The sequence below is a fragment of the Amycolatopsis dongchuanensis genome, from assembly GCF_039542405.1.
Classification (GTDB): Bacteria; Actinomycetota; Actinomycetes; order Mycobacteriales; family Pseudonocardiaceae; genus Amycolatopsis_E; species Amycolatopsis_E sacchari.
Window position 1 is genome coordinate 22527 of the sequence record NZ_BAABIB010000012.1, and the last position, 22695, is coordinate 45221.

The window sequence follows — 22695 nt, forward strand, 5'->3', positions numbered from 1 at the left end:
GATCGCCTGTCCGCTGTTGTCTTGGCCGGGTACCGGCACGGGCCTACCTTCTGGGACGTGAGAAAGACGCCGACGTCCTCCCGCCAGCCGAAGGTGGCCGTCATCGGCGCCGGGTTCGGCGGCCTCGGGCTGGCCGTCATGCTCAAGCGCGCCGGGTTCACCGACTTCGAGGTCTTCGAACGCGCCGGCGACATCGGGGGTGTCTGGCGCGAGAACACCTACCCCGGGGCGGCCTGTGACGTGCCGTCGCCGCTGTACTCGTACTCCTTCGCGCCGAACCGCACCTGGCCCCGCCGCTACTCCGAGCAGCCCGACATCCTCGACTACCTGCGCCGGGTCGCGAAGGACGAGGGCGTGCTCGACCACGTCCGGCTGAACACCGAGGTCAGCGCAGCCGAGTTCGACGAGGGCACCGGGCGCTGGCGGCTGGAGACGTCCGCCGGGACCGTCGAGGCCGACGTGCTGGTGCCCGCCACCGGTCAGCTGTCCCGGCCCGCCGTGCCGGACATCCCGGGCGCGCGGACCTTCGCCGGAGAGGTGTTTCACTCGGCCGAGTGGAACCACGACGTCGATCTGCGGGGCAAGCGCGTCGCGGTCATCGGCACCGGGGCGAGCGCCGTCCAGTTCGTGCCGCGCATCCAGCCCCGGGTCGCGCGGCTGACGGTGTTCCAGCGCTCCGCGCCCTACGTCGTGCCCAAACCCGACCGCGCCTACACGCGCTGGCACCACCGCCTGTACCGGTCCCTGCCGGTCACCCAGCTGCTCGGCCGGTTCGGCACGTGGGGTGTGGGCGAGTTGCTGACGCTGGCGCTGACTTCGGTGCTGCCGCTGGGCAGGCTCGTCGAGCTGCTGTTCCGCGTCCACCTGCGGCGCCAGGTGCGCGACCGCGCGCTGCGCAAGCGCTTGCTGCCGGACTACCGCGTCGGCTGCAAGCGCGTGTTGTTCTCCAACGACTGGTTCCCGACGCTGGCGAAGTCCAATGTGGACGTCGTCACGGACCGGATCACCGAGATCACGCCCGAAGGTGTGCGCACGACAGGCGGGCTGCACGAGGCGGACGTGTTGATCTACGGCACGGGCTTCAAGGCGACCGAGTTCCTCGCCCCGATGCGCGTGCGCGGGCTCGGCGGGCGCGAGCTGGCGGAGGAGTGGGCCGGTGGCGCACACGCCTACCTCGGGATCAGCGTGCCGGACTTCCCGAACATGTTCCTCATCTACGGCCCGAACACCAACCTCGGCGGCAACTCGATCATCTATATGATGGAGCACCAGTGCCGTTACGTGCTTCAGCTCGTGCGCGAGATGGCGGCGGGCCATGTGTCCTGTGTGGACGTTCGACGCGACGTTGCCGAGCGGTTCGACCGTGAGGTGCAGGGCAGGCTCGCGGCGAGCGTGTGGAGCGGCTGCCGCAGCTGGTACCGCGAGGAAAACGGCCGGATCTCGACGAACTGGCCCGGTCTGGTCTGGGAGTACCACCGGCGCACAGCGAAAGTGGACCTGCGGGCGTACCGCGAGGTGGCGCCGGGGAAGGCGGCCTGAAAGCGTGTACGACTACGACGTGGTGGTCATCGGTTCGGGGTTCGGCGGCAGCGTGACCGCATTGCGGTTGACGGAAAAGGGCTACCGGGTCGGCGTGCTCGAAGCCGGGCGGCGGTTCGCCGACGAGGAGTTCGCGAAGACTTCGTGGCACCTCAAGGACTACCTGTTCGCCCCGGTGCTCGGCTGCACCGGGATCCAGCGGATCACGTTGCTGCGTGACGTCCTCGTGCTCACCGGCGCGGGGGTCGGCGGCGGCTCGCTGGTCTACGCGAACACGTTGTACGAGCCTCCCGACGCGTTCTTCCGCGACCGGCAATGGGGCCACATCACCGACTGGCGCGCCGAGCTCGCGCCGTACTACGACCAGGCCAAGCGCATGCTCGGCGCCACGACGTACCCCAGGGTCAGCCCGTCCGACCGCGTGATGCGGGCCGTGGCGGAGGAAATGGGTGTCGGCGACACCTTCCACCCCGCGCAGGTCGGAGTCTTCTTCGGCGGTGAGCCGGGAGAACGCGTGCCCGACCCGTTCTTCGGCGGGCTCGGTCCCGAGCGGACGGCGTGCTCGCACTGCGGGGCGTGTATGACGGGTTGCCGCCACGGCGCGAAGAACACGCTGGTGAAGAACTACCTCCACCTCGCGGAGCGCGCCGGTGCGCAGGTGCACGCACTGACCACGGTGACCGATGTGCGGCCGCTGCCCGAGGGCGGTTACGCCGTGCACGCCCGGCAGACCGGTGGCCGGGGCCGGCGCGTGTTCACCGCGGAGCAGGTCGTGTTCTCCGCCGCCGCGCTCGGCACGCAGCGGCTGCTGCACCGGCTGCGTGACCGGGGCAGCCTGCCGCGCGTCTCCGGGCGGCTGGGCACGTTGTCCCGCACGAACTCCGAGGCCGTGCTCGCCGCGAGGGCCCGGGGCGCCGACGTGGACTACTCCGAGGGCGTGTCGATCACGTCGTCCATGCACCCCGACGAGCACACGCACATCGAGCCGGTGCGGTACGGGCACGGCAGCAACCTGATGGGCCTGCTGATGACGGTGCTCGTCGACGCGCAGGAGGGGCGCGCGCGGTGGCGGCTCGGGGTGCGCGAGCTGGTGCGGCACCGGCGGGACCTGCGGCGGTTGTTCGACCCGCGGCACTGGTCGGAGCGGACGATCGCCTTGCTGGTCATGCAGAGCCTCGACAACTCGCTGACGACGTACACCAAACGTGGGCTGTTCGGCCGCCGGATGACGACGAGGCAGGGTGAGGGCGAGCCGAACCCGGTGTGGATCCCGGCCGGGCACGAGGCGACGCGGCGCGTGGCGGAGAAGATCGACGGCATCGCGGGCGGCGCGTGGACGGACTTCGCCGACATCCCGCTGACCGGTCACTTCATCGGCGGCTGCCCGATCGGGGACTCCGCCGAGACGGGGGTGGTGGACCCGTACCACCGGCTTTACGGCTATCCGGGGCTGCACGTGGTGGACGGTTCGACGATCTCGGCGAACCTCGGTGTGAACCCGGCGCTCACGATCACCGCGCAGGCGGAGCGGGCGATGGCGTTGTGGCCCAACAAGGGCGAAGATGATCGACGTCCGCCGCAGGGTTCGCCGTACGCCCGCCTCCGGCCGGTGGCGCCGCGGATGCCCGTGGTGCCCGCGGCCGCGCCCGGCGCGCTGCGCCTGCCGATCAGCCCGAAGTGAGGAATCCACAATGGACTATCCACCCGAGCCGTGGGACCTGCGTGGTCACGGGTACGTGTCGCTGTGGCTCGTGCCCGCAGGCGTGGTCCCGTCGTTGCCGCCGGCCGTGCGGCCCGTGACGCTGTTCGGCAGGGCCGTGGTGGCGACGGCGTTCGTCGACTACCTGCCGGGTGGCCTGTTGCCGTACCACGAGCTGCTGGCGGCGGTCGCGGTCCGGCAGGGCGGGCGGTTCGGGCTGACGATCACCGACATCTGGGTGGACAGCCCGGCCTCGCGCGAGGGTGGCCGCGAGTTGTGGGGCATCCCGAAGGAGCTGGCGGAGTTCGCCGTGCGGCACGAGCCGTCGTTCACGGGCGGCGCGACGGCGGACGGCGCACTGCTCGCGGAGGCGCGGGTGGGTGGTCTGTCGCCGGGGCTGAAGCTGCCGTTCCCGGTGCGGGGCACGGTGCTCCAGGCCCTGCGGGGCGCCGTCGCGCAGACGCCGGTGCGCGCGGCGGGGACGGTGCACCTGGGGGTCGGCACGTGGCGCGTGGGTGGCGCGCTCGGCTGGTTGCGTGGCCGGAGGCCGTTCCTCACGGTCGCGGCCCGGGATTTCGCGATGCGGTTCGGCCCGCGCCGCGGCTGATCACGCCGCACCTGCCCGTGCGCCTGTCAGCTCAGGCCCCCGCCGCGGCTGATCACCCCTGCGGCACGCCGCCCAGCCGGACCAACCTGGACTCGCCCTGTTCGACCGGCTCGCCGCAGTGCGCGCACACCGTCGTGGTGTGGAGTTCCTCGCCGCACGAGTGCTCCCACACCGTCGGCGGCGGGCCCTGCGTGACGTACTTGTCCCCCCACTGCATCAGCCCGAGCAGGATCGGCTGCAGCGCGCGCCCCGCCTCGGTCGGCACGTACTCGTAGCGCGGCGGGTGGTCCTCGTACTGCTCCTTCCGCAGCACGCCGTGCTCCACCAGCTTCCGCAGCCGCGCCGCCAGGATGTCCCGGCTCGCGCCCGTGTTCGCCGCGATCTGGTCGAACCGGCGCTGCCCCAGCATCACCTCGCGCAGCGCGAGGAAGCTCCACCGCTCCCCGACCACCGCCAGGGCGTTGGCGATCGAGCACTCGCGTGCGGGCATGAGCACACCTCCTCGTCTTGAATTCCAACTTAGCACGTGAGACGGTTAGTTGGACTTTCCAACTTAGCAGGGAGTTGTCGATGACCAAGCTGCCGTCGCGCATCGCGGCGCATCCGTCCGTCCGCGCGGTCCAGGGCCGGGACAAGCCCGAGCTCGGCCCGATCGACGCCGCCTGGCTGCGTGAGATCTGCCTCGCCGCGGGTGCGGACGACGTCGCCGCCGTGCCGCTCGACCACCCGGACCTCGCGGGTGAGCGGAAGTACGTGCTCGAAGCCCTGCCGGGCACGCGCAGCCTCGTCTCGCTCGTCGTCCGCATGAACCGCGACAACGTCCGGACGCCCGCACGCAGCGTCGCCAACCAGGAGTTCCACCGCAGCGGCGAGATCATCAACGAGGCCGCCCACCGGATCACGCGGATCCTGCAGGACGCCGGCCACCGGGTGATCAACCCCTCGGCGACGTTCCCGATGGAGATGGACCGCTTCCCCGGCCGCATCTGGGTGGTCGCGCACAAGACGGTCGCGGTCGCCGCCGGGCTGGGCGCGATGGGCGTCCACCGCAACGTCATCCACCCCCGGTTCGGCAACTTCGTGTTGCTCGCCACGTTGCTGGTGGACGCCGAGGTCAGCGAGTACGGCAAACCGCTGGACTACAACCCCTGCCTCGAGTGCAAGCTGTGCGTCGCGGCGTGCCCGGTCGGCGCGATCGCCAAGGACGGCGCGTTCGACGCCGCCGCCTGCGCGACCCACAACTACCGCGAGTTCATGTCCGGGTTCACCGACTGGGTCGCCACGATCGCCGACAGCGAGGACGGGGCCGATTTCCGCTCCCGCGTCACCGAATCCGAGAACGCGTCGATGTGGCAGAGCCTGTCGTTCAAGGCGAACTACAAGGCGGCGTACTGCATGGCGGTCTGCCCGGCGGGGGAGGACGTGCTCGGCCCCTACCTGCAAGATCGCCGGGAGTTCCTCGACACCGTGCTGCGCCCGCTCCAGGACAAGCCGGAGACGATCTACGTGAACCCCGGCTCGCCGGCGAAGGAGCACGTCGAACGCCGGTTCCCGCGGAAGACGGTGAAAGTCGTGAACCGTTCGCGGTGAAAGTGGTTGGATCTCCACGGCCGTGGGTACCGCCTAGTGCGGAACACCACAACTCAAGGGCGGAATGGAAGCCCGACCAGCGCGTGTTGACCCTGCGGCTGGTTCGCCCGTCTCGTGTGCTTCTCCCGAATTGCAGGAGCGGCGGAGCCGTGCCCGGAACACACGCCAGAAAGGAGGCGGCAGGAAATGTCCTACCAGGGCAACTGGCAGGAGCGTGCCGCCTGCCGGGACGAGGACCCCGAGCTGTTCTTCCCCGTGTCCGAAATGGGCCCGGGTGCCCGGCAGGTCGCGCAGGCGAAAGCCGTGTGCGCACGCTGTCCGGTTCGTGCCGAGTGTCTGCAGTACGCGCTCGACACCGGCCTGGACCACGGGATCTTCGGCGGTACCACCGACGCCGAGCGGCGGAAGCTCGTCCGCCGCACGCGCGCCGAGGCCGCTTGAGCCCATCCGGGAAAGCCCGCCGACTCCGAGGGTCGGCGGGCTTTTCCGTGCCGATGACCCGCGCCACGCCCGCTGTACAGACGCACCGGCCGGTGGTAGACAGGCGGCGAACCCGGTTGAGAGCACAGCCGTTCCCCCCTGCCCGGAGACGGGCACGTGCCCAGCCGACCGCTACGGAGGTGCCGCATGACGGCTCCCGCGATCCCACCCCTGTTGAGGCTCAGCTCCAGCACCCCCCGGCTCGGCGTCGTGGTCGTCGAGGCGAACGGCGAGATCGACGCGGCCACCGCGCCGCAGCTGACCACCGCGCTCGAACCGGTCTGGGCGTCGGCCCCCGGCCGCGTGGTGCTCGATCTCTCCCGGGTGACTTTCCTCGGCACCGCGGGGCTCGGCGCGCTGCTGCGCGCCGCGGACCACGCGGACACCGCGGAGGTCGTCCTTCGGCTGGTCGGCGGTACCCGTTGCGTCGACCGGGCGGTCGAAGTGGCCGGACTCGGCGCCCGGCTGCCGGTCAGCCCGGATCTCGGGCACGCCTTGCACGGCTGATCGGAGATTCCCGGCGACCTGTGAGATATTTACGCCGTGAGTGCAGCCGATCCGTCATCCTCAGCCGGGCCCCCGAGCGGGCAGACCGTGCGCGTCACCGTGGAGAAACACGGCCAGGGCGCGGTACTGGCGGTCTCCGGCGACATCGACATGGTGACCGCCCCGGAGTTCGAGAAGCAGTTGCTGGCCGCGGTGCGTGAGCGCCCCGGCACGCTGGTCGTCGACCTCGGTGGGGTCGAGTTCCTCGGTTCCGCCGGGCTGACCGCGCTGGTCGCGGCGCACCAGGAGGCCGCCGACCACACGAAGCTGCGGGTCGTCGCGACGAGCAGCGCCACCGCGCGCCCGCTCCAGCTGACCGGCCTCGACCAGGAGATCCCGGTCTTCGCGACGCGGGACGAGGCGCTCGCCGCGGGCTGACGCCCGGCACGTGCGTTCGGCGAGGAGGGCCCGGCCCTCCTCGCCGAATCGCTTCGTGCTCTGCTCAGACCGCGTTGAACGTGTCCGGGTCCGGCCCGGTCCGCTCGCCCCGGTCCAAAGTGGACAGCTGTGCGACGTCGGCGTCGCTGAGGGTGAAGTCGAACACCGCCAGGTTCTCGCGCATGCGCGAGGGCGTGACCGACTTCGGGATCACCACGTTGCCCAGCTGCAGGTGCCAGCGCAGCACGATCTGCGCCGGCGTGCGGCCGTGCCGCTCCGCGAGCGCCTTGACGACCGGGTCGCCGAGCAGGTCGCCGCCCTTCGCCAGCGGGCTCCACGCCTCCGTCGCGATGCCGTGCCCGGCGTTGTAGGCGCGGACCTCGCGCTGCTGCAGGTACGGGTGCAGCTCGACCTGGTTGACCGCGGGCACGACCTCACCGCCGAGCCGTTCCAGGTGCGACGGCTGGAAGTTCGACACGCCGATCGCCCGTACGCGCCCGTCCGCGTACAGCTTCTCGAACGCACGCCAGCTTTCGGTGTAGCGGCCGAGTTCCGGCGCCGGCCAGTGGATCAGGTACAGGTCCAGGTGGTCGAGGCCGAGCAGGTCGAGGCTCTTGTCGAAGGCCCGCAACGTCTCGTCGTAGCCCTGGTCGGCGTTCCACAGTTTCGTCGTGACGAACAGCTCGTCGCGCGGGATGCCGGATTCGGCGATCGCGCGCCCGACGCTGCCTTCGTTGCCGTACGCCGTCGCGGTGTCGATGCTGCGGTACCCGGCCTCGAGCGCCGCGGCGACCGCTGCCCTGGTCTCGTCGTCGGGCACCTGGAACACGCCGTAGCCCAGCTGAGGCATCTCCACGCCGTTGTTGAGCTTGACGGTGGGAATCACTTCTTCTTCTCCTTCTTCTTTCAATGCACGAGGACGTCGGCGCGGCGGCGTGAGCGGTCGAGCAGGCCGGAGACGACCGCGACGAGCAGGCCGCCCGCCGCCAGCAGTGCGCCGATCCAGTTCGGGGCGGTGTAGCCGAGGCCGGAGTCGATGGCGAGGCCACCGAGCCACGCGCCCCCGGCGTTGCCGAGGTTGAACGCCGCGATGTTCGCCGCGGAGGCGAGCGCGGGCGCGCCTTCGGCCTTCGCCATCACCCGCGCCTGCAGCGGCGGGACGGTGGCGAACCCGGCGGCGCCGAACAACGCGATGGTGACCGCGGCGGGCAGCTGGGCGTGTGCGGTGAACACGAACACCGCCAGCACGACGGCCAGCGCGGCCAGGATGGTGTAGAGGCTCGGCATCAGCGCGCGGTCGGCGGCGCGCCCGCCCAGCAGGTTGCCCACGACCAGGCCGACGCCGAACAACACGAGCAGCCAGGTGACCGCGCCCGGCGAGAAGCCGGCGACCTCGGTCATCATCGGCGCGATGTAGGTGAACGACGCGAACACCCCGCCGAAGCCGAGTGCGGTCATGGCCAGCGCGAGCCAGACCTGCGGCCGCCGGAACACGGCCAGCTCGCTGCGCAGGCCGTTGCCGGGGGTGGCGGTCCGGCGCGGCACCAGCGCGAGGATGCCGAGCAGGCCGAGCACGCCGAGCGCGCTGACCACCCAGAACGTCGAACGCCAGCCGAAGTGCTGGCCCAGCGCGGTGCCGGCGGGCACGCCCAGCACGTTGGCGACGGTCAGGCCGGTGAACATCATGGCGATGGCGCTCGCCTGCTTCGACGGCGCGACCAGCGAGGCCGCCACCACCGAGCCGACGCCGAAGAAGGCGCCGTGGGACAGCGCCGCGACGATCCGGCCGGTCATCAGCAGGCCGTAGCCCGGCGCGAGCGCGGACACGAGGTTGCCGGCGATGAACAGGACCATCAGTCCGACCAGCACGGTCTTGCGGGGTACGCGGGAGCCGAGCGCGGTCAGCACCGGCGCGCCCACGACCACGCCCAGTGCGTAGCCGGAGATGAGCAGGCCAGCGGTCGGGATCGACACCCCGAAGTCCCCCGCGACCTCGGGCAGCAGGCCCATGATCACGAACTCCGTCGTCCCGATGCCGAACGCGCTGAGCGCCAGCGCGAACAGTGCGACAGGCATGAACCCTTCTTTCATCGAGCGTGAGCAATATTTGCAGACGCTTGTATTTGCACGCGTCGCCAACCGTAGCATGCAACAATGAGGGGGCAAGCCGAGTAGCCCGAGGGAAGTGGTGAACCGTGTCACTCGACGACGATGCGGTGGAGGCGCGCGCACAGGGGTGGCGGACGCTGGCCGCCCTGCATGCGCGGATCGAGGACAGGCTGGAGCGCGACCTGCAGCAGGCGCACTCCCTGTCGGTCAGCGAGTACACGGTGCTCGACGTCCTCGCCCGCCAGGACGGGTTCCACCTGCGCATGAACCAGCTCGCGAACGCGGTGGTGCTGAGCCAGTCCGCGACGACGCGGCTGGTGAGCAGGCTGGAGAACCGGGACCTGCTGCAGCGGTACCTGTGCCCGACCGACCGCCGCGGGATCTACACCGAGGTGACGGAGGCGGGCAGGCGCCTGCTCGACGAGGCGCGCCCCACGCACGACGAGGCGCTGACCCGCGCGCTGGCCGACGCGGAGCAGCTCCCGGAACTCGCCCCGCTGGTCGACGCGCTGGCGAAGCTGGCGCTGCCAGCGCGCAGCTAAGACTGTACAGCCTTAGTTGCGCAGTTAAGGCTGCGGAGTTACGGTGTCGGCATGGCAGGAAGTTCCGTGTCGGCATCGGCGGTGCGCGCCGCGCACGAGATCCGGACCGTGGTCGGCAGGCTGCGGCGGCGGCTCCGGCAGGAGTACGACACCAGCGGCCTCACGCCGTCGCAGACGTCCGTGCTCGGCAGGCTGGACAAGGACGGCGACGCGTCGGTCAGCGAGCTCGCCGCGGCCGAGCGCGTCCGGCACCAGTCGATGACCTCCGTCGTCGCCGTGCTGGAGCAGCGCGGGTTCGTGGTGCGCCGCCCCGACCCGGAGGACGGGCGGCGGCAGCTCGTCACTGTCACCGAGGAGGGCCGCACCTTCCTCGCTGACCAGCGCCGTGCCGGTGAGGAGTGGCTCGCCAGGGTCTGCGAGGACAAGCTGACCGAGGCCGAACGGCAGACCGTCCTCGACGCGATGGCCTTGCTGGAGCGGATCTACCGCTCATGAGCCACGCCACCGCGGAGCGGTTCGACCGCAGGCTGCTCGCCCCGATGATGCTGGGTTCGGTGCTGAACCCGGTCAACTCCTCGATCATCGCGGTCTCGCTGGTGCCGATCGGCGTCGCGTTCGGGGCACCGCCCGCCGAGACCGCGTGGCTGATCTCCGCGCTGTACCTGGCCACCGCGATCGGGCAGCCCGTCGTGGGCAGGCTGATCGACCTGCACGGGCCGCGACGGCTGTTCCTGATCGGCACCGCGCTGACCGGGCTCGCCGGGCTCGTCGGCGTGCTCGCCCCGACACTCGGGGTGCTGATCGCCGCCAGGGTGCTGCTGGGTTTCGGCACGTGCGCGGGCTATCCCGCCGCGATGTACCTGATCCGCGGCGAGGCGGAGCGCACCGGGCACGACAGCCCGGCGTGGGTGCTGACGGCGCTCGCGGTCACCACCCAGACCATCGCCGTCATCGGCCCGTCGCTGGGCGGGCTGCTGATCGGGCTCGGCGGCTGGCGCACCACGTTCGCGGTGAACATCCCGCTGGCCCTCGCCGGGCTGGTCGTCGGCGCGTTGTTCCTGCCCCGCACCCGGCCGCCGAAGCCGGACCGGCCCGTCGCCGGGCTGGACCTGCCGGGGATGGCGTTGTTCGCCATGATGCTGGTGTCGCTGCTGCTGTTCCTGATGCACCCGAGGACGGCCGACTGGTACCTGCTCGCGCTCACGGCCGTCGCGGCCGCCGGGTTCGCCGTCCGGGAACTGCGCACCGCACAGCCGTTCCTGGACCTGCGGGTGCTGGGCGGCAACCGGCCGTTGCTGCTCACCTACGCCCGCGCGCTCGCCGCGTACGTCGTCTCGTACGCCTTCCTGTACGGCTACACGCAGTGGGTCGAGGAGGGGCGCGGGCTGTCGGCGTCGGAGGCGGGGCTCACGCAACTGCCGTTGTTCGGCATGGCGATCGTCGTGTCCACCCTGACCGGTCGTCGCCGGGAAGTGCGCGCCAAGCTGCTCGTCGGCGGGCTGGGGCAGCTCGTGGCGTGTGGCCTGCTGCTCCTGCTCGGCCCCCACAGCGCGATCTGGCTGCTGCTGGTCGTCGCCGTCGTGTTCGGTGTCCCGCAGGGGCTGAACAGCCTGGCGCTGCAGAACTCCGTGTACGCACAGGCCGACGCCGAGCGCATGGGGTCCTCCGCCGGCCTGCTGCGCACTTTCGGCTACCTCGGCGCCATCGTCGCCTCCGCCGCGAACGGCGCGTTCTTCGGCGCGCACGCCGACACCGGCGGTCTGCACCACCTGGCGGCGTTCATGCTCGCCGCCGCCGCTTTGTTTCTGGCGATCACCATCGCCGACCGTTCCCTCAACCGCGAAAGGACCTCTTCGTGACGAACACCGCGCTGCTCGTGATGGACCTCCAGCAGGCGATCGCCTCCCGCGTGCCCGATCCGGACTACGTGCCGCGCCTCGCCGGTGCCGTGCGCGCCGCCCGCGCGGCCGGACTGCCGGTCGTGCACGTCGTGCTCGGGTTCCGCGCGGGCCACCCCGAAGGCCACCCCCGCAACAAGACCTTCGGTGCCCTGCCGGAGGGCGCCTTCACCGACCAGGACCCGGGTGCGGCCATCGTCTCCGAAGTCGCGCCCGAGCCCGGTGAGATCGTGGTCACCAAGAAGCGCGTGAGCGCGTTCACCGGCAGCGACCTGCGGCTCGTGCTCGACGCCCGCGGTATCGAGCACCTCGTGCTGACCGGCGTCGCCACCCGGGGCGTCGTGCTCTCGACGCTGCGCCAGGCCGCCGACCTCGACTACCGGCTCACCGTCCTGTCCGACGGGTGCGCCGATCCCGAGCCCGACGTGCACCGGTTCCTGGTCGAGCGGATCTTCCCGCAGCAGGCCGATGTGCTGACCATCGAGGACTGGACCAAAACCTTGTGAGGAGAATTCAACAACGGGAGGGGGTCAGCGCGTTGTAGGGGCGCATCGATCCTGGGACGAAGGGAGCATCGGTGCGCTTCGAAGAATTCGTGGCTGAACGCCTCGACCGGTTGTTGCGCTACGCCACGGCGCTGACCTGCGATCCGCACCTGGCGCAGGACGTGGTCCAGGAGGTGCTGCTCCGCGCGCAGTCGCGGTGGGCACGCATCGAGTCGTTGCGGGCGCCGGAGAGCTACGTGCGGCGCATGGTGACGAACGAGTACCTGTCGTGGCGGCGCCGCCGTGCGGCACGCAACGTCACCGCCGAGCACAGCACGCTGGACGCGCTCGCGACACCCTCCGCGGACCACGCCGACCACTACGCCGAGCGGGACGCGATGCGCGTGCGGATCGCCGGCCTGCCGCGCAAGCAGCGGGCGGCGATCGTGCTCCGGTACTACGAGGACTGCACCGACGCCGAGATCGCCGAGGCCCTCGGCTGCTCAGCCGGCACGGTGCGCAGCCACATCTCCCGCGCCCTGAGCACGCTGCGGACCGCCGAGGGCGGCCGTCGCCGGGGCCTGCCCGTGACGGAGGCGTTGTCATGACCCCCGACCGCACCGAACACCTGATCCGCGCGGCGCTCGCGGAGGAGGCGAGGCACCGGCCCGACCCGGCGCTGGTGCTGTCCACTTTGGACCGCCGACCGCGCAGGAACCGCACGCCGGTACTGGTGGCCGCGGCCGCACTGGCCGCCGTCGTGGCCGTCGCCGCGATCGTGGTGCCACGCATGCTGCAACGCGGCGAACCGGTGGTGGGCGCACCGCCGGGAGCGGTGGACCAGAACGTCCTGCTCGCCGGCATCGACGACGCCGGCTTCGCGGATTCCGTGGTGCTGGGCCACTTCGGGCACGACGGCACGGCGTCGCTCGTCTCCATCCCGCGGGACTCCTGGGTGGACGTGCCCGGCTTCGGCATGGGCAAGCTGAACTCCGCGTACGCCCAGGGCGGTGCGAACACGCTCGTCCGCACCGTGCAGGAGCTCACCGGCGTGCATGTGGACCACTACGCCCTGGTCGACATGTCGGCCTTCGGCGCGCTGAGTTCCGCGGTGGGCGGAGTGCCGGTATGCCTGTCCGCGGCGACGCACGACTCGGTGACGGGGGCGTCGTTCCCGGCGGGACAGCAGGTCCTCGAGGGGAGTTCGGCGCTGGCGTTCCTGCGGCAACGGCACGGGCTGCCGAACGGTGACCTGGATCGCGTGGTGCGGCTGCAGGCGTTCCTGCGGGGGCTCGCGAACCAGGCGTTGAGCGGGAACCTGCTCACCGATGCACAACGGCTGAACGCGCTGCTCAACGTCGTGCGCACCACCGTCCACACCGATCCGGGCTGGGACCTGCTGGCGTTCGCGGGGCAGCTGCGGTCGGTCCGTCCCGGGGAGGTCCGGACGGGGACCGTGCCGACCGAGGGCGAGACCCGGTCCGCGAGCGGCAGTTCGCTGGGGCTCGACCTCGCGAAGGTGCGGACGTTCGTCGCGAACCCGCCCGCGGCGGGAGCGCCGGACTGCGTGAACTAGAAAAAGGCCGTCGGCGCACGAGGGGGCGCGCCGACGGCCTTTTTCGTCAGGCGAGGTTCGCGTAGACGACGACGTTGTCGACGTAGCTGTGCTCGGCGTGGTCGAACGCGCCGCCGCAGGTGATCAGGCGCAGCTGCGGCTTGTCCGAGTTGCCGTACACGGCTTCGGTCGGGAACTGGTCCTTCGGGACCTGCACCTTGTGGTCGACGACGAACCTCAGGTCCTTGCCGTCGCTGCGGGTCACCTGGATCTCGTCGCCGGGGTTCAGCTCCTTCAGCCGGTAGAAGATCCCCGGCTGGTGGTTGCCGTCGACGTGCCCGAGGATGACGGCCGGGCCGACGTCACCGGGCACCGGCGAGAACCGGTACCAGGCGGCCTGCATCGGCTCGTTCACCGGCGGCACGGCGATTTCGCCGTCCTTGTTGATCGCGACCGAGATCAGCGAGGACGACGCCCCGATCTTCGGGATCTTGACCTCGGTCGGCCGCAGCTTGTCGTACGGCTTGGTGACCGAGACGGACGTGGTGGGTGCGGGGGGTGCGGCCTGGCCGCCGGAACCGCCGCAGCCGGTCAGTGTCAGTGCGAGCAGCAGGGCGGCCGCGATCCCGCGACCGCCCTGCCGGACAACGTTGCGCATGTGTGTGTCAGCCCTGCGCGGTGCCGCCGAAGCCCGTCTCGACGCCCGTCTTCGGGGCGTAGCGGACCTGGGGCTTGCCACCGTTGCTGGCCTGCCATGCGTCGGCGTCCCCGGTGCCGGGGATCGGGGTGATGTCGCCGCCGGTCGAAGCGCCGCCACCCTGCGGTGCGGGGCACTCCCAGGACGCCTCGATGTGCTGGTTCGGGTCGTCGAAGCTCACGCCCTCGTGCCGCTGCACGAGGTAGTCCCAGTAGCGGCCGTCCTGCTCCTCCTGGTACGGGCCTTCCAGGACGTCGAAGGACGGGGAGCTGAGGTTCTTCGGCTCGCCCCCCGCGCACGCGACGACCACGAAGCCGAAGCCCTCGGGGAGGTCGGCGCCGCCTGCCACGTTGTCCTCGTAGGGAGGCTCGGCCTGGCTGGACGAGGTGGGCGAGCTGGTACCGGACGTCGGCTTGCTCGTCTGGGTCGGCTTGCTCGACTCGGTGGTCTCGGCCGAGGACGACGTGGTGGCGGCCGACGAGCTCGACGGCGCGGACTCGCTGGTGGACGCCGAGGAGGAGGACGGTGCCTCCGAAGCAGAGCTGGTCGGCGTCTCCACCGCCGAGGACGACGACGAGGTCGTGGTGACCGTGTCGGTGTCGTCGGCGAAAGCGGCCGGGGCGGCCGCGAACGTGATCAGAGCGCTGGCGGCCACCACGGCCGCGAGGCGCCCCAAGGGCTTACGCAAGATGTGCTCCAAAGAGTAAGTAGGCGCCACGTGCCCCCGCGTCCGTGACGCAACCCCCGTCACCACACTTTTGGGTGACTGCAGGGATCTTGCCGGAAAGCACTCGAAAATCCCAACCAGAAAACCGTGACAAAAAGCACGGAAGAAGTCGGTAACGCAAAAGGGGTATGCGGCGATGTTGCGCGCATACCCCTGGGTAGGTCAATGAAGCATAACAGAAAAACTGAGGGGATCGGCGAGGTAGGAAAATTTCCTCTCGTGCCCCAGGTTCGCGAATTCCTGCCGGATCAGAACTCGAAGGCCGCGACGACGGGCGCGTGGTCGGACTCGGGGTACTTCCGGTCGTCGGCGAACGCGGCCGACTCGTCGTGCAGGAGCTGCCCTTTGCCCTGGTGGTAGAGGGTGTAGCGGGCGGGCTCGGGTACGGTGTCCTCGACGGCGCCGCGGATGGCCAGCACGGGCACCTCCTCGGGAGTGGCGTTGAAGTCGCCGGCGACCACGATCCGCGCGTCGGCGTCGTCGTCCAGGATCCGGTCGACCAGGCGGCGGACCTCGACGGCCTGGCTCATGCGCTTCATCGACGAGATGAACGCGCCTTCGGCCCACGAGTCCGCTGTTTTCCAGGTGAACGCGTCGATCTTCCGCCCGGCGACCTCGCTGGGCAGTTTCGACTTGAGGTGCACGTTGATGACGTGCAACGGTTTTTCGTCGACGCTGATTTCGACGTGCAGGATCGGGCGCTCGATTTCCACGGGCTCGGCGGTCTCGTCCGGCGGGTCGGCGGTCGACTGCCGGTAGAGCGAGGCCACCACGAGGTTCCGCTCGTCGAAGACCTCCTTGGTCGCCGTGCGCGTGGAAACCGTTTCGGCCGCGTCGAGGTTGGTGTCCTCCAGCAGGCGCCGGAGCGCGTGCAGGTCGCGTGGCTGCCCGTCGCGCTCCTGGCCGTTGACCTCCTGGAAGCACACGATGTCGGCCCGCAGCCGTTCGATCTGGGGCCGCATCAGCGTGATGCGCTCGTCCAGCGAGGGATGCGCGTCCGGGGCGGTCTCGTCGAAGTTCTCGAGGTTGAACGTCGCGATCCGCGACGTGGTCACGGTCCTCACCTCGCCCGCGTGTGCCGTTTTCCTCAAGTCGTGGGCGGGGCGGCGTCCGTTACCGCTCAGGCGGAACCGGTGCGCGGGAGGTGACGGTGCGGAAGAGGCGCAGCGGTGCCTGGCATTCCGCGGCGAGCGTCAGTTCGTCGGCCTGGTTTTCGGCCTTGAGGAGTTCGACCGCGCGGGGGAGCAGCGAGGGTTGTTCGAGCATCGGCATGGGGCCGGGCTCGCGGCGTCGCCAGCCGCGGGTGGAGACGGTGGTCATCGCGTTGCGGTAGGTCACGTCGCTCATGACCTTGAGGCTGCGTGCGCGGTAGAGCAGTGCCTGGAGGCTGACGTTCCAGCGTTGTTTCAGCTGCCCGAGCACACGCCAGTCGGCCTTGCGGGGCAGTTCGGCGGCGATTTCCTCGGCGGGCATGAGGAATTCCGCGGCGAAGCGGTGCGCCTGGTCCTCGACGGTGCGGCCGCCCGGTTCGGCGTCGAGGTGCATCACGAGGTGGCCGAGCTCGTGGGCGACGTCGAAGCGCTGGCGGTAGTAGTCGTCCTTGAGCGGGTTGAGCAGGATGATCGGGCGGAGCGGGGTGTCGAAGGAGTACGCGTCGACGGTCGCGTTGTCGAGTGGGCTGAACACGACGAGGCAGCCGTGGTTCTCGACCAGCCGGACGAGGTGGCCGACCGGGCCCGGCGGCAGTTCCCACTGCTTCCGCAGGAGTCGTGCGGCTTCTTCGGGTCCTGCGCCGGCGGCCCCGTCGACGGGGTGCTGGGGGAGGTCGCGTCCGGGGAACTCGACGTGCCGTTCGATGGCGGTGGCGATGTCGACGGCGAGGCAGCCGTAGGCGTGCGCCTGGTCGCGGGAGAGCTGGCTCGTGGAGCGCAGCGACCGGAAGTGGGGCGCGGTGGTCGCCGCGGGAAGGCTGGTGGGCCTGGCGACGAAGAACCCGGGCGCGACGTCGAGGGCGAGCGCGAGCGCGGCCACGGTGGCCGGTGCGGGACGCTTCAGCCCGCTTTCGTAGGCGGCGACGGCGGTGGGGGTCTTCTGGATCTGCGTGGCGAGGGCGTTCTTGCGGAGTCCGGCCAGCCGGCGGGCCAGTGTCAGCCGACCACCGTCGAAGAAGGCGGCGACGTCCTCCAGCTGGTCGTTCATGCGTCACCAATAGCACGAGGACCGCTCACCGCCCGACGCAGGGCGACGTCCGCGTCGGGCACGGTCCGGTCGGCGACCGCGGTGGGCAGGTGTGGTTCAGACCACGTGGTGCGGGCGGGTGGCTGGGCGAGGAGGTCCTCGCACCACACCCAGGCGTCCCCGCCGTCGGGGTTCCACCTGCTGCGCCCGAGGAACAGCTCGGATTCGACGGTCTCGGGGTCCATCGCGTGGGCGAGGATCAGGGTGGGCTGGACGGGCACGGTGGTCAGCGTGGTCAGCGGGAAGAGGCCGCCGTCGTCGTGCGGCTGTCGTGCGACGAGTTGTTTGGTCTTGCGGTGTTCGGGCCAGCGGATGCGGTGCACTTCGCCGAAGCGGTAGGAGGTGAGCAGCCAGCGCCAGCCGTCGGCCGACCAGCCGGGCGAGCCGTTGAAGTCGTGGCGGACGACCGTGCCGGCGGGGAGGTGGGGCATGGTGCGGAAGTCGTCGTCGGTGATGCCGGCGGCGAGCACGTCGCGGCCGATGGGCCCCTCGCCGCGGGGCGCCGCGTAGTCGCCGCACTGGAAGACGCGGTCGAGCCGGTCGATCAGGTAGGTGTGCCCGCTGAAGCCGATCCAGCTCTGCTTGTGGCCGCCGTCGGGGTTGTAGTCCTGCCGGACCTGCCCGTACGCCGACCGCTGGGCCCACACGAGCGCGTCCAGCACCCCGCGCCGCCGCAGGGTCGTCAGTGCCTGATCCCGCTCACTCATGCCGTGAAGTGTAGCCGGAAGCAGTATTTGGTGCATGAAACTGAACCGCGTGGGCGTGCCGTCAAGCGCGTGGGGACCCTGCGTGAAGGGGGTTCGGTGGGGGTGCTAATCTTCTCTTGTCGCTGAGGGAGACCGAAGCGGAACGAGCAAGCGCCATTAGCTCAACTGGCAGAGCAGCTGACTCTTAATCAGCGGGTTCGGGGTTCGAGTCCCTGATGGCGCACCATCACCCCAGGTCAACGGCCTGGGGTTTTTGCTTTTGACGCTCGGCCACGTCTGATTGAACGGAAACCGCACACTTACTCGCCAGTCACGTGGGTGGGGACCGCGCGTTTGCCACCCGCCGACGGCGGTAGCGCGTTCCACTTCACCTGGTGTGTCGCCAGCTGGTCGCTGCTTTCATGTGCTTACCAGCGGCATCACGGCACGCGACCCAACACGAGCCGTCACGGCTGGCTTCGCAGAGGCCGGTTGTGGGCAGGGGCGTGACGCCCGATGCAGGTGCGGCTCTGAGACCGCCCGCTTAGCGCTTGCCGGGGAAGGTGCGTCCATTCGTAGCGAGCCACGCGTCGCGATGGTCATGGGCGGCCGTTCGGTACGGCGGCAGACGCTCATGGGACAGCCGCGATTCGAGGTGGCTCAGGGCAGCCATCGTGTACCTTCGTCTGCGAAGACCCCGGCACGCCTCTGATTCAAGCGGCCGGGGTTTCACATTGTTCGGATGATGAGCGCGAGGAGCGCCGTCCTGCAGTAATCGGTACCTATACGGCGGCAAACAACGCTGCTCTTGACCGGTAACGGCGGGCATAGGCAAAGAACTGCCACAAAGTTCCGTTGATCTGCCGACATCCTCAGGGTCACCACCGGACTCCGTGAGGGAATGTGTCGACCGACGTAGGTGCACCCAAGGAGTGGCAGCCAACCTGCCTGTCGGAATCGCTTCCCCCGCACGAAAACGACCCGGCATCCCTCAACGAACGACGAGGACGATCTTCCCCGTGGTCCGGCCAGTCTCCCCGTGGGCGTGGGCCTTGGCGGCTTCAGCGAGCGGGAAGGTCGCGTCGAGGTGGGGGCGGAGCCGGCCCTGCTCGGCGAGTTCGGCGATGGCGCGCATGCCCGCGTTGTCGGCCTCCACAAGCAATCCCTCCATCCGGACACCCAGCTCGGCCGCCTTCTGTCGATCGGCGGATTCGCCGCCGTCGCCCACGAACGAGACCAGGACGCCGCCCCGGCGCAGGATTTCCAGGGAACGCGTGCGGACTTCACCGGCAAGGGAATCCAGGACCACGTCGACGCCGTCGACCGCGGTGGTGAAATCCGTGGTCCGGTAGTCGATCAACTCGTCCGCCCCGAGGTCACGCAGCAGGTCGTGTTTGCCGGCGCTGGCCGTGCCGATGACGTGCGCCCCCCGCGCCTTGGCGATCTGCACGGCCAGGTGCCCGACCCCGCCGGCCGCGGCGTGGACCAGCACCCGCTGCCCAGGCCGCACCTCCGCCGCGTCGACCAGCGCCTGGTACGCGGTCAGACCGGCGAGCGGCAGAGCGGCGGCCTGCACGTGGTCGAGGTTCGCCGGCTTCCGGGCGAAGGACCTGGCAGGGGCCTTGGCGTACTCGGCATAAGCGCCCGCGCCGTGCGGGTAGGGCAGCATGCCGAACACCTCGTCGCCGGGCTTGAACAGGGTGACCCCGGCGCCGACCTCCGCGACGACCCCGGAGACGTCCCACCCGAGGACCGGTACCGGCTCGCTCAGCCACGGCAGGCCCCCGCGGTGCTTCCAGTCGGTCGGGTTCACGCCCGCGGCGTGGACGCGGACGAGGATCTCGTTCCCTCCTGGCACCGGCCGCGGCCGTTCGACCTCCTCGAGCACCTCTGGGCCGCCGAAGGCTTCCTGGCTGATGGCACGCATCGTGGTGCTTTCGCTCATGAACCCCAGCGTGCTGGGTCCGCACCAGACCCGGCAATGGCAAGATGGTCACCTTACGATGAGATCGTGCCATCCCTGACCACGCGAGCGATCGGAGTCGGCTCTTGACACACCCGCATCGGGTCGTCGTGCTCGCCCTCGACGGGGTGTATCCCTTCGAACTCGGTATCCCCAGCCGGATCTTCGGCGCGACCGAGGACCTGTACGAGGTCCTGACCTGCACGGTCGACGGCGGGCCGGTGCGCACGGCGGCCGACTTCACGATCGCCGTCGAGCACGGCCCGGAGGTGCTGAGCAGCGCCGACACCGTGGTGATCGCGTCCTTCGACCCGTCCCCCGAAATGGCTGAGTTCCTCGCACACGGGTTGCCGGAGCCCATCGCCGCGGCGTTCGGGTTGATCCGGCCCGGCACCCGGCTCGTGTCCATCTGCACCGGCGCGTTCGTGCTCGCCGCCGCCGGCCTGCTGGACGACCGCCGGGCCACCACCCACTGGCAGGCGACCGAGCGCTTCCGGAGCCTCTTCCCGAAGGTGGACCTCGACCCGGACGTGCTGTTCGTCGACGACGGCGACATCCTCACCTCGGCCGGTGCCGCCTCCGGCGTCGACGTGTTCCTGCACCTCCTGCGCAGGGACCACGGCAGCGAGATCGCCAACCGGGCGGCGCGCCGCTGCGTGGTGCCGCCGTGGCGAGACGGCGGACAGGCGCAGTACATCGAAGCGCCGGTTCCCCGGACGTCGCAGGACAGCACGTCGGCCACCCGCAGCTGGGTGCTCGCACACCTGCACGAGCCGCTCGCGCTCGCCGATCTCGCACACCACGCGCGGATGAGCCCGCGCACCTTCGCCCGCCGCTTCACCGACGAGGTCGGCACAAGCCCGGGCCGCTGGATCATCCAGCAACGACTCGCCCGGGCCCGCCACCTCCTCGAATCGAGTGACCTGCCGATCGACGAGATCGCGAGCCAGGTGGGTTTCGCCACCGGCACCTCTCTGCGACAGCACCTGCACGCGGTGATCGGGGTGTCACCGCTGGCCTACCGGAGGACGTTCCGGGCCGAGCGGTCGACGCCGGCGTGACACGTCCGGTCAGGCGTCAACGCACCACAGATCGCCGTTCTTGACGATCGGCAGCTGGGCTGTCCGGGTCTGCCCGCCGCTGGTGCCGTCCACGTGGATCGTGCCGGTGGAACCGTTGACCTGCGGCGGCGCACCATTGGACCAGGTGGCGTCCGCGGGCAGCGAAGCCAGCTCGCCCTGCAGCTGGTCCAGCTGCGACTGGGACAGCTCCTTGCAGCTCAGCGCCTGGAAGTCGGCCACCTGGCGGGACGTGTACGCCGCGACTGCCGCGCTCTGGAGTTCCTCGGGAGTGGACTTGCCCCGGGCGCCGGCCGAGCCGACGGCGCTGCTCGGTGCCGAGGCGGAGCTGCTGGGCGTCGCGGAGCGGCGGCTGCTCGGCAGCCCGCTGACGCTCAGGCTCGGCAGCGGGGGCGGCGTGTAGCTCGGGATCGACGCGGCGTCGATCTTGTGTCCCGAGCTGAGCACGACCGCGGTGGTCACCCCGCCGGCGACGACCACCACCGCCGCGATCACCAGGCCGATGATCAGTCCCTTCCGGCGACGACCAGGCGGAGGTGGCGGCGCACCCCAGCCACCAGGCCCTCCCGGATAGCCGCCCGGCCCTCCCGGCCCTCCCGGATACCCCGGATACCCCGGTGCGCCCGGATGTGCGGGCGGCTGCTGGCCCCACTGTCCCTGCGGCCCGAACGGTCCCGGCTGCCCTGGCTGCTGCGGATACGACACGAACTCTCCCCCTTGCTCCGCGCACCTTCAAAGCACGCGATGACGGTGCCGCGAAAACGCTTCCACGGCTGTGCGGAACGGTGATCGGGACCTGCCGCCGCCCCTCCGGCCAACGTCCGATGAGGACGGTTGGTGCTGCGGGCACAACCGGTGGTCCCCCTCCCCAGTGTGATTCGGGCTCCATATTCGAGTGTCCGACTCGACGACGCAAGTACCGTCACCGGAAAGGCCGGGTCAACCGGCCATCTGCCGGGCCAGGTCCGGGACGAATTCCCCGCGACGAGAACCGGGAGCGGTGCCACAGGGTCCGTCGGAAACACCCGGAACCGTCAGCCAGGCCTGTTGCAGCGCGCCAGGTTCATCCGAAAACGCCCCGGGCGAACCCGGTTTCGCCCCCGCGGGATTGCAGTCGTCCGTGACCGTGGCACCGTTGCGGGCGCTGTCGGCGAGCAGGAAGTAGTCGCGGCGCCCCGTGCTCGCCGCCAAGGCGTCGAACAGCCGTCGAGTCGGCCCGGCGAGCTTCTCCATGGAGGCATATCGGCCGACGTTGACAGTGATCCCCGAAGCCTCACGGACTCCCGCGGCGAGAAGTCTTCCGGCGTACTGACTGGGATCGTCGTTTCCGGACACGTCGAGGAACACGAACACGTTCGGCGCGGCAGTGCGGATGGTGTGGACCACGGCAGCGAGGTAGGCCGCTGCACCAGGGCAATCACCCAGCAGCAACCCCGGTTCGAGGACGACGATGGCCCTCTCCTGGCCGAGCCCACGCGCGAAATCGGCGACGGCGGGCGAGCCCGCCTCTGGGCAGCGCCCCGGTTCGGTGAACGCGCCGACGAGCATCGGCTGCCAGCGTTGTCGCGCCGCCTGCGCCACGTAGTCGTGCACGTGACCGGCGAGATCCGTGTCCTGGGCCGTAAAACTGCGTGCGACGGGCGTGTAGGCGATTCGCTGTTCGATCGGCTCGGCCGCCGACGACTCGCCGCCAAGATGGGTGCGGACCCAAGTCAGCGCCGGATTGTCCGGATCCCGCGCCAGCTGATAACGCCCGGCGAGCAAGCGGAAGGCGGGTGGAGGTCCGGCGGGAGGCGGCGGTGACACGCACGCGCTGAGCAACAGGATCCCCAGCAGGCCAACGGCGAGTCGCCGCAGGCGGGACAAGAAAAACGCCC

At 70.5% G+C, this 22695-nt stretch carries 26 protein-coding genes and 1 tRNA gene; 16 read left to right on the forward strand and 11 right to left on the reverse strand.

The genetic code is table 11. The annotated features are described in order from the left end of the window. Window positions 1-57 precede the first annotated feature (57 nt). The 3 genes from ABFX51_RS02335 to ABFX51_RS02345 are packed head-to-tail and all read left to right on the forward strand — an operon-like array spanning window position 58 to window position 3845. Window positions 58-1539, forward strand: coding sequence for a flavin-containing monooxygenase (locus ABFX51_RS02335; RefSeq protein WP_346051763.1), 1482 nt, complete (start codon window positions 58-60; stop codon window positions 1537-1539). A 4-nt stretch (window positions 1540-1543) separates the two neighbouring features. Then, on the forward strand, window positions 1544-3220 hold the full coding sequence (locus ABFX51_RS02340) for a GMC family oxidoreductase N-terminal domain-containing protein (RefSeq protein ID WP_346051765.1): 1677 nt from the start codon (window positions 1544-1546) through the stop codon (window positions 3218-3220). Window positions 3221-3230: 10 nt separating this feature from the next. Further along, entirely contained in the window at window positions 3231-3845 is a 615-nt protein-coding gene (locus ABFX51_RS02345; protein WP_346051767.1) for an acetoacetate decarboxylase family protein, read from the forward strand. Between the two features lie 52 nt (window positions 3846-3897). Here ABFX51_RS02345 and ABFX51_RS02350 read toward each other — a convergent pair whose 3' ends face one another. Then, window positions 3898-4335 carry a winged helix-turn-helix transcriptional regulator gene (locus ABFX51_RS02350; protein WP_428832431.1) on the reverse strand — a complete coding sequence of 146 codons (438 nt, stop codon included), beginning with the start codon at window positions 4333-4335 and terminating at the stop codon, window positions 3898-3900. 80 nt (window positions 4336-4415) lie between these two features. Here ABFX51_RS02350 and ABFX51_RS02355 point away from each other — a divergent pair, with 80 nt between their 5' ends. The 4 genes from ABFX51_RS02355 (at window position 4416) to ABFX51_RS02370 (ending at window position 6839) form a co-directional block, all read left to right on the forward strand. Then, window positions 4416-5435: a 4Fe-4S binding protein gene (locus ABFX51_RS02355; RefSeq protein WP_346051771.1), complete on the forward strand. Its 1020-nt coding sequence runs from the start codon at window positions 4416-4418 to the stop codon at window positions 5433-5435. 186 nt (window positions 5436-5621) lie between these two features. Then, window positions 5622-5876: a WhiB family transcriptional regulator gene (locus tag ABFX51_RS02360; RefSeq protein WP_346051773.1), complete on the forward strand. Its 255-nt coding sequence runs from the start codon at window positions 5622-5624 to the stop codon at window positions 5874-5876. Between the two features lie 186 nt (window positions 5877-6062). Continuing rightward, window positions 6063-6422, forward strand: coding sequence for an STAS domain-containing protein (locus ABFX51_RS02365; protein ID WP_346051775.1), 360 nt, complete (start codon window positions 6063-6065; stop codon window positions 6420-6422). A gap of 36 nt (window positions 6423-6458) precedes the next feature. After that, window positions 6459-6839, forward strand: coding sequence for an STAS domain-containing protein (locus tag ABFX51_RS02370; protein ID WP_245782918.1), 381 nt, complete (start codon window positions 6459-6461; stop codon window positions 6837-6839). A 64-nt stretch (window positions 6840-6903) separates the two neighbouring features. Here the strand turns inward: ABFX51_RS02370 and ABFX51_RS02375 are convergent, their stop codons facing one another. Further along, complete coding sequence (locus tag ABFX51_RS02375) at window positions 6904-7689, reverse strand: aldo/keto reductase (protein WP_346051831.1); 786 nt, start codon at window positions 7687-7689, stop codon at window positions 6904-6906. Window positions 7690-7745: 56 nt separating this feature from the next. Continuing rightward, window positions 7746-8915 (reverse strand): MFS transporter, encoded by a 1170-nt coding sequence (locus ABFX51_RS02380; protein ID WP_091504689.1) that lies wholly within the window; start codon window positions 8913-8915, stop codon window positions 7746-7748. Window positions 8916-9034: 119 nt separating this feature from the next. On the opposite strand from ABFX51_RS02380, the gene ABFX51_RS02385 reads away from it, so the two are divergent. The 6 genes from ABFX51_RS02385 to ABFX51_RS02410 all read left to right on the forward strand — a co-directional run bounded on the left by ABFX51_RS02385 (window position 9035) and on the right by ABFX51_RS02410 (window position 13449). Further along, on the forward strand, window positions 9035-9490 hold the full coding sequence (locus tag ABFX51_RS02385; protein ID WP_091504688.1) for a MarR family winged helix-turn-helix transcriptional regulator: 456 nt from the start codon (window positions 9035-9037) through the stop codon (window positions 9488-9490). A gap of 51 nt (window positions 9491-9541) precedes the next feature. Then, window positions 9542-9985 carry a MarR family winged helix-turn-helix transcriptional regulator gene (locus tag ABFX51_RS02390; RefSeq protein WP_346051778.1) on the forward strand — a complete coding sequence of 148 codons (444 nt, stop codon included), beginning with the start codon at window positions 9542-9544 and terminating at the stop codon, window positions 9983-9985. Continuing rightward, window positions 9982-11349: an MFS transporter gene (locus tag ABFX51_RS02395; protein ID WP_346051780.1), complete on the forward strand. Its 1368-nt coding sequence runs from the start codon at window positions 9982-9984 to the stop codon at window positions 11347-11349. Before ABFX51_RS02390 ends, ABFX51_RS02395 begins: the two co-directional genes overlap by 4 nt. Next, entirely contained in the window at window positions 11346-11894 is a 549-nt protein-coding gene (locus ABFX51_RS02400; protein WP_346051782.1) for a cysteine hydrolase family protein, read from the forward strand. The genes ABFX51_RS02395 and ABFX51_RS02400 overlap by 4 nt, the downstream gene beginning before the upstream one ends. A 71-nt stretch (window positions 11895-11965) precedes the next feature. Further along, window positions 11966-12481, forward strand: coding sequence for a SigE family RNA polymerase sigma factor (locus tag ABFX51_RS02405; RefSeq protein ID WP_177228552.1), 516 nt, complete (start codon window positions 11966-11968; stop codon window positions 12479-12481). Further along, window positions 12478-13449, forward strand: coding sequence for an LCP family protein (locus ABFX51_RS02410; RefSeq protein WP_346051784.1), 972 nt, complete (start codon window positions 12478-12480; stop codon window positions 13447-13449). Before ABFX51_RS02405 ends, ABFX51_RS02410 begins: the two co-directional genes overlap by 4 nt. 46 nt (window positions 13450-13495) lie before the next feature. Here the strand turns inward: ABFX51_RS02410 and ABFX51_RS02415 are convergent, their stop codons facing one another. Both ABFX51_RS02415 and ABFX51_RS02420 read right to left on the reverse strand, forming a co-directional pair. Further along, window positions 13496-14086, reverse strand: a complete 591-nt coding sequence (locus tag ABFX51_RS02415; RefSeq protein WP_346051786.1) for a class F sortase — start codon at window positions 14084-14086, stop codon at window positions 13496-13498. A gap of 7 nt (window positions 14087-14093) precedes the next feature. After that, entirely contained in the window at window positions 14094-14474 is a 381-nt protein-coding gene (locus ABFX51_RS02420; protein ID WP_245782917.1) for a hypothetical protein, read from the reverse strand. Between the two features lie 37 nt (window positions 14475-14511). Between ABFX51_RS02420 and ABFX51_RS02425 the strand changes: the two genes are divergently transcribed. Further along, window positions 14512-14832 (forward strand): hypothetical protein, encoded by a 321-nt coding sequence (locus ABFX51_RS02425; RefSeq protein WP_346051788.1) that lies wholly within the window; start codon window positions 14512-14514, stop codon window positions 14830-14832. Between the two features lie 268 nt (window positions 14833-15100). Here the strand turns inward: ABFX51_RS02425 and ABFX51_RS02430 are convergent, their stop codons facing one another. The 3 genes from ABFX51_RS02430 to ABFX51_RS02440 are packed head-to-tail and all read right to left on the reverse strand — an operon-like array spanning window position 15101 to window position 17797. Then, window positions 15101-15907: an endonuclease/exonuclease/phosphatase family protein gene (locus ABFX51_RS02430; protein ID WP_346051790.1), complete on the reverse strand. Its 807-nt coding sequence runs from the start codon at window positions 15905-15907 to the stop codon at window positions 15101-15103. 58 nt (window positions 15908-15965) lie between these two features. Further along, complete coding sequence (locus ABFX51_RS02435) at window positions 15966-17051, reverse strand: ImmA/IrrE family metallo-endopeptidase (protein WP_346051792.1); 1086 nt, start codon at window positions 17049-17051, stop codon at window positions 15966-15968. After that, window positions 17048-17797 carry a hypothetical protein gene (locus tag ABFX51_RS02440; protein WP_346051794.1) on the reverse strand — a complete coding sequence of 250 codons (750 nt, stop codon included), beginning with the start codon at window positions 17795-17797 and terminating at the stop codon, window positions 17048-17050. Before ABFX51_RS02440 ends, ABFX51_RS02435 begins: the two co-directional genes overlap by 4 nt. Window positions 17798-17947: 150 nt before the next feature. Here ABFX51_RS02440 and ABFX51_RS02445 point away from each other — a divergent pair. Beyond that, window positions 17948-18023, forward strand: a tRNA-Lys gene (locus ABFX51_RS02445). A 744-nt stretch (window positions 18024-18767) separates the two neighbouring features. Here the strand turns inward: ABFX51_RS02445 and ABFX51_RS02450 are convergent. After that, a complete protein-coding gene (locus tag ABFX51_RS02450; RefSeq protein WP_091504846.1) occupies window positions 18768-19703 on the reverse strand; it encodes an NADP-dependent oxidoreductase in 936 nt (311 codons plus the stop codon). Window positions 19704-19825: 122 nt separating this feature from the next. Between ABFX51_RS02450 and ABFX51_RS02455 the strand changes: the two genes are divergently transcribed. After that, the gene (locus tag ABFX51_RS02455; protein ID WP_091504678.1) at window positions 19826-20800 is read left to right on the forward strand and encodes a GlxA family transcriptional regulator; all 975 of its coding nucleotides are present in this window, start codon (window positions 19826-19828) and stop codon (window positions 20798-20800) included. Between the two features lie 9 nt (window positions 20801-20809). Here ABFX51_RS02455 and ABFX51_RS02460 read toward each other — a convergent pair whose 3' ends face one another. Together ABFX51_RS02460 and ABFX51_RS02465 are read right to left on the reverse strand one after the other, a co-directional pair. Then, entirely contained in the window at window positions 20810-21313 is a 504-nt protein-coding gene (locus tag ABFX51_RS02460) for a hypothetical protein (RefSeq protein WP_091504677.1), read from the reverse strand. 444 nt (window positions 21314-21757) lie between these two features. Beyond that, entirely contained in the window at window positions 21758-22684 is a 927-nt protein-coding gene (locus tag ABFX51_RS02465; RefSeq protein WP_177228550.1) for a glycoside hydrolase family 6 protein, read from the reverse strand. Window positions 22685-22695 lie beyond the last annotated feature (11 nt).

What these genes read in the sequence shown, in the direction of transcription:
- ABFX51_RS02390 (WP_346051778.1), top strand. Translation starts at nt 9,542, where the DNA reads ATGGCAGGAAGTTCCGTGTCGGCATCGGCGGTGCGCGCCGCGCACGAG.
- ABFX51_RS02450 (WP_091504846.1), bottom strand. Translation starts at nt 19,703, where the DNA reads ATGCGTGCCATCAGCCAGGAAGCCTTCGGCGGCCCAGAGGTGCTCGAG.
- ABFX51_RS02395 (WP_346051780.1), top strand. Translation starts at nt 9,982, where the DNA reads ATGAGCCACGCCACCGCGGAGCGGTTCGACCGCAGGCTGCTCGCCCCG.
- ABFX51_RS02360 (WP_346051773.1), top strand. Translation starts at nt 5,622, where the DNA reads ATGTCCTACCAGGGCAACTGGCAGGAGCGTGCCGCCTGCCGGGACGAG.
- ABFX51_RS02365 (WP_346051775.1), top strand. Translation starts at nt 6,063, where the DNA reads ATGACGGCTCCCGCGATCCCACCCCTGTTGAGGCTCAGCTCCAGCACC.
- ABFX51_RS02375 (WP_346051831.1), bottom strand. Translation starts at nt 7,689, where the DNA reads ATGCCTCAGCTGGGCTACGGCGTGTTCCAGGTGCCCGACGACGAGACC.
- ABFX51_RS02355 (WP_346051771.1), top strand. Translation starts at nt 4,416, where the DNA reads ATGACCAAGCTGCCGTCGCGCATCGCGGCGCATCCGTCCGTCCGCGCG.
- ABFX51_RS02415 (WP_346051786.1), bottom strand. Translation starts at nt 14,086, where the DNA reads ATGCGCAACGTTGTCCGGCAGGGCGGTCGCGGGATCGCGGCCGCCCTG.
- ABFX51_RS02380 (WP_091504689.1), bottom strand. Translation starts at nt 8,915, where the DNA reads ATGCCTGTCGCACTGTTCGCGCTGGCGCTCAGCGCGTTCGGCATCGGG.
- ABFX51_RS02440 (WP_346051794.1), bottom strand. Translation starts at nt 17,797, where the DNA reads ATGAGTGAGCGGGATCAGGCACTGACGACCCTGCGGCGGCGCGGGGTG.
- ABFX51_RS02410 (WP_346051784.1), top strand. Translation starts at nt 12,478, where the DNA reads ATGACCCCCGACCGCACCGAACACCTGATCCGCGCGGCGCTCGCGGAG.
- ABFX51_RS02435 (WP_346051792.1), bottom strand. Translation starts at nt 17,051, where the DNA reads ATGAACGACCAGCTGGAGGACGTCGCCGCCTTCTTCGACGGTGGTCGG.
- ABFX51_RS02345 (WP_346051767.1), top strand. Translation starts at nt 3,231, where the DNA reads ATGGACTATCCACCCGAGCCGTGGGACCTGCGTGGTCACGGGTACGTG.
- ABFX51_RS02350 (WP_428832431.1), bottom strand. Translation starts at nt 4,335, where the DNA reads ATGCCCGCACGCGAGTGCTCGATCGCCAACGCCCTGGCGGTGGTCGGG.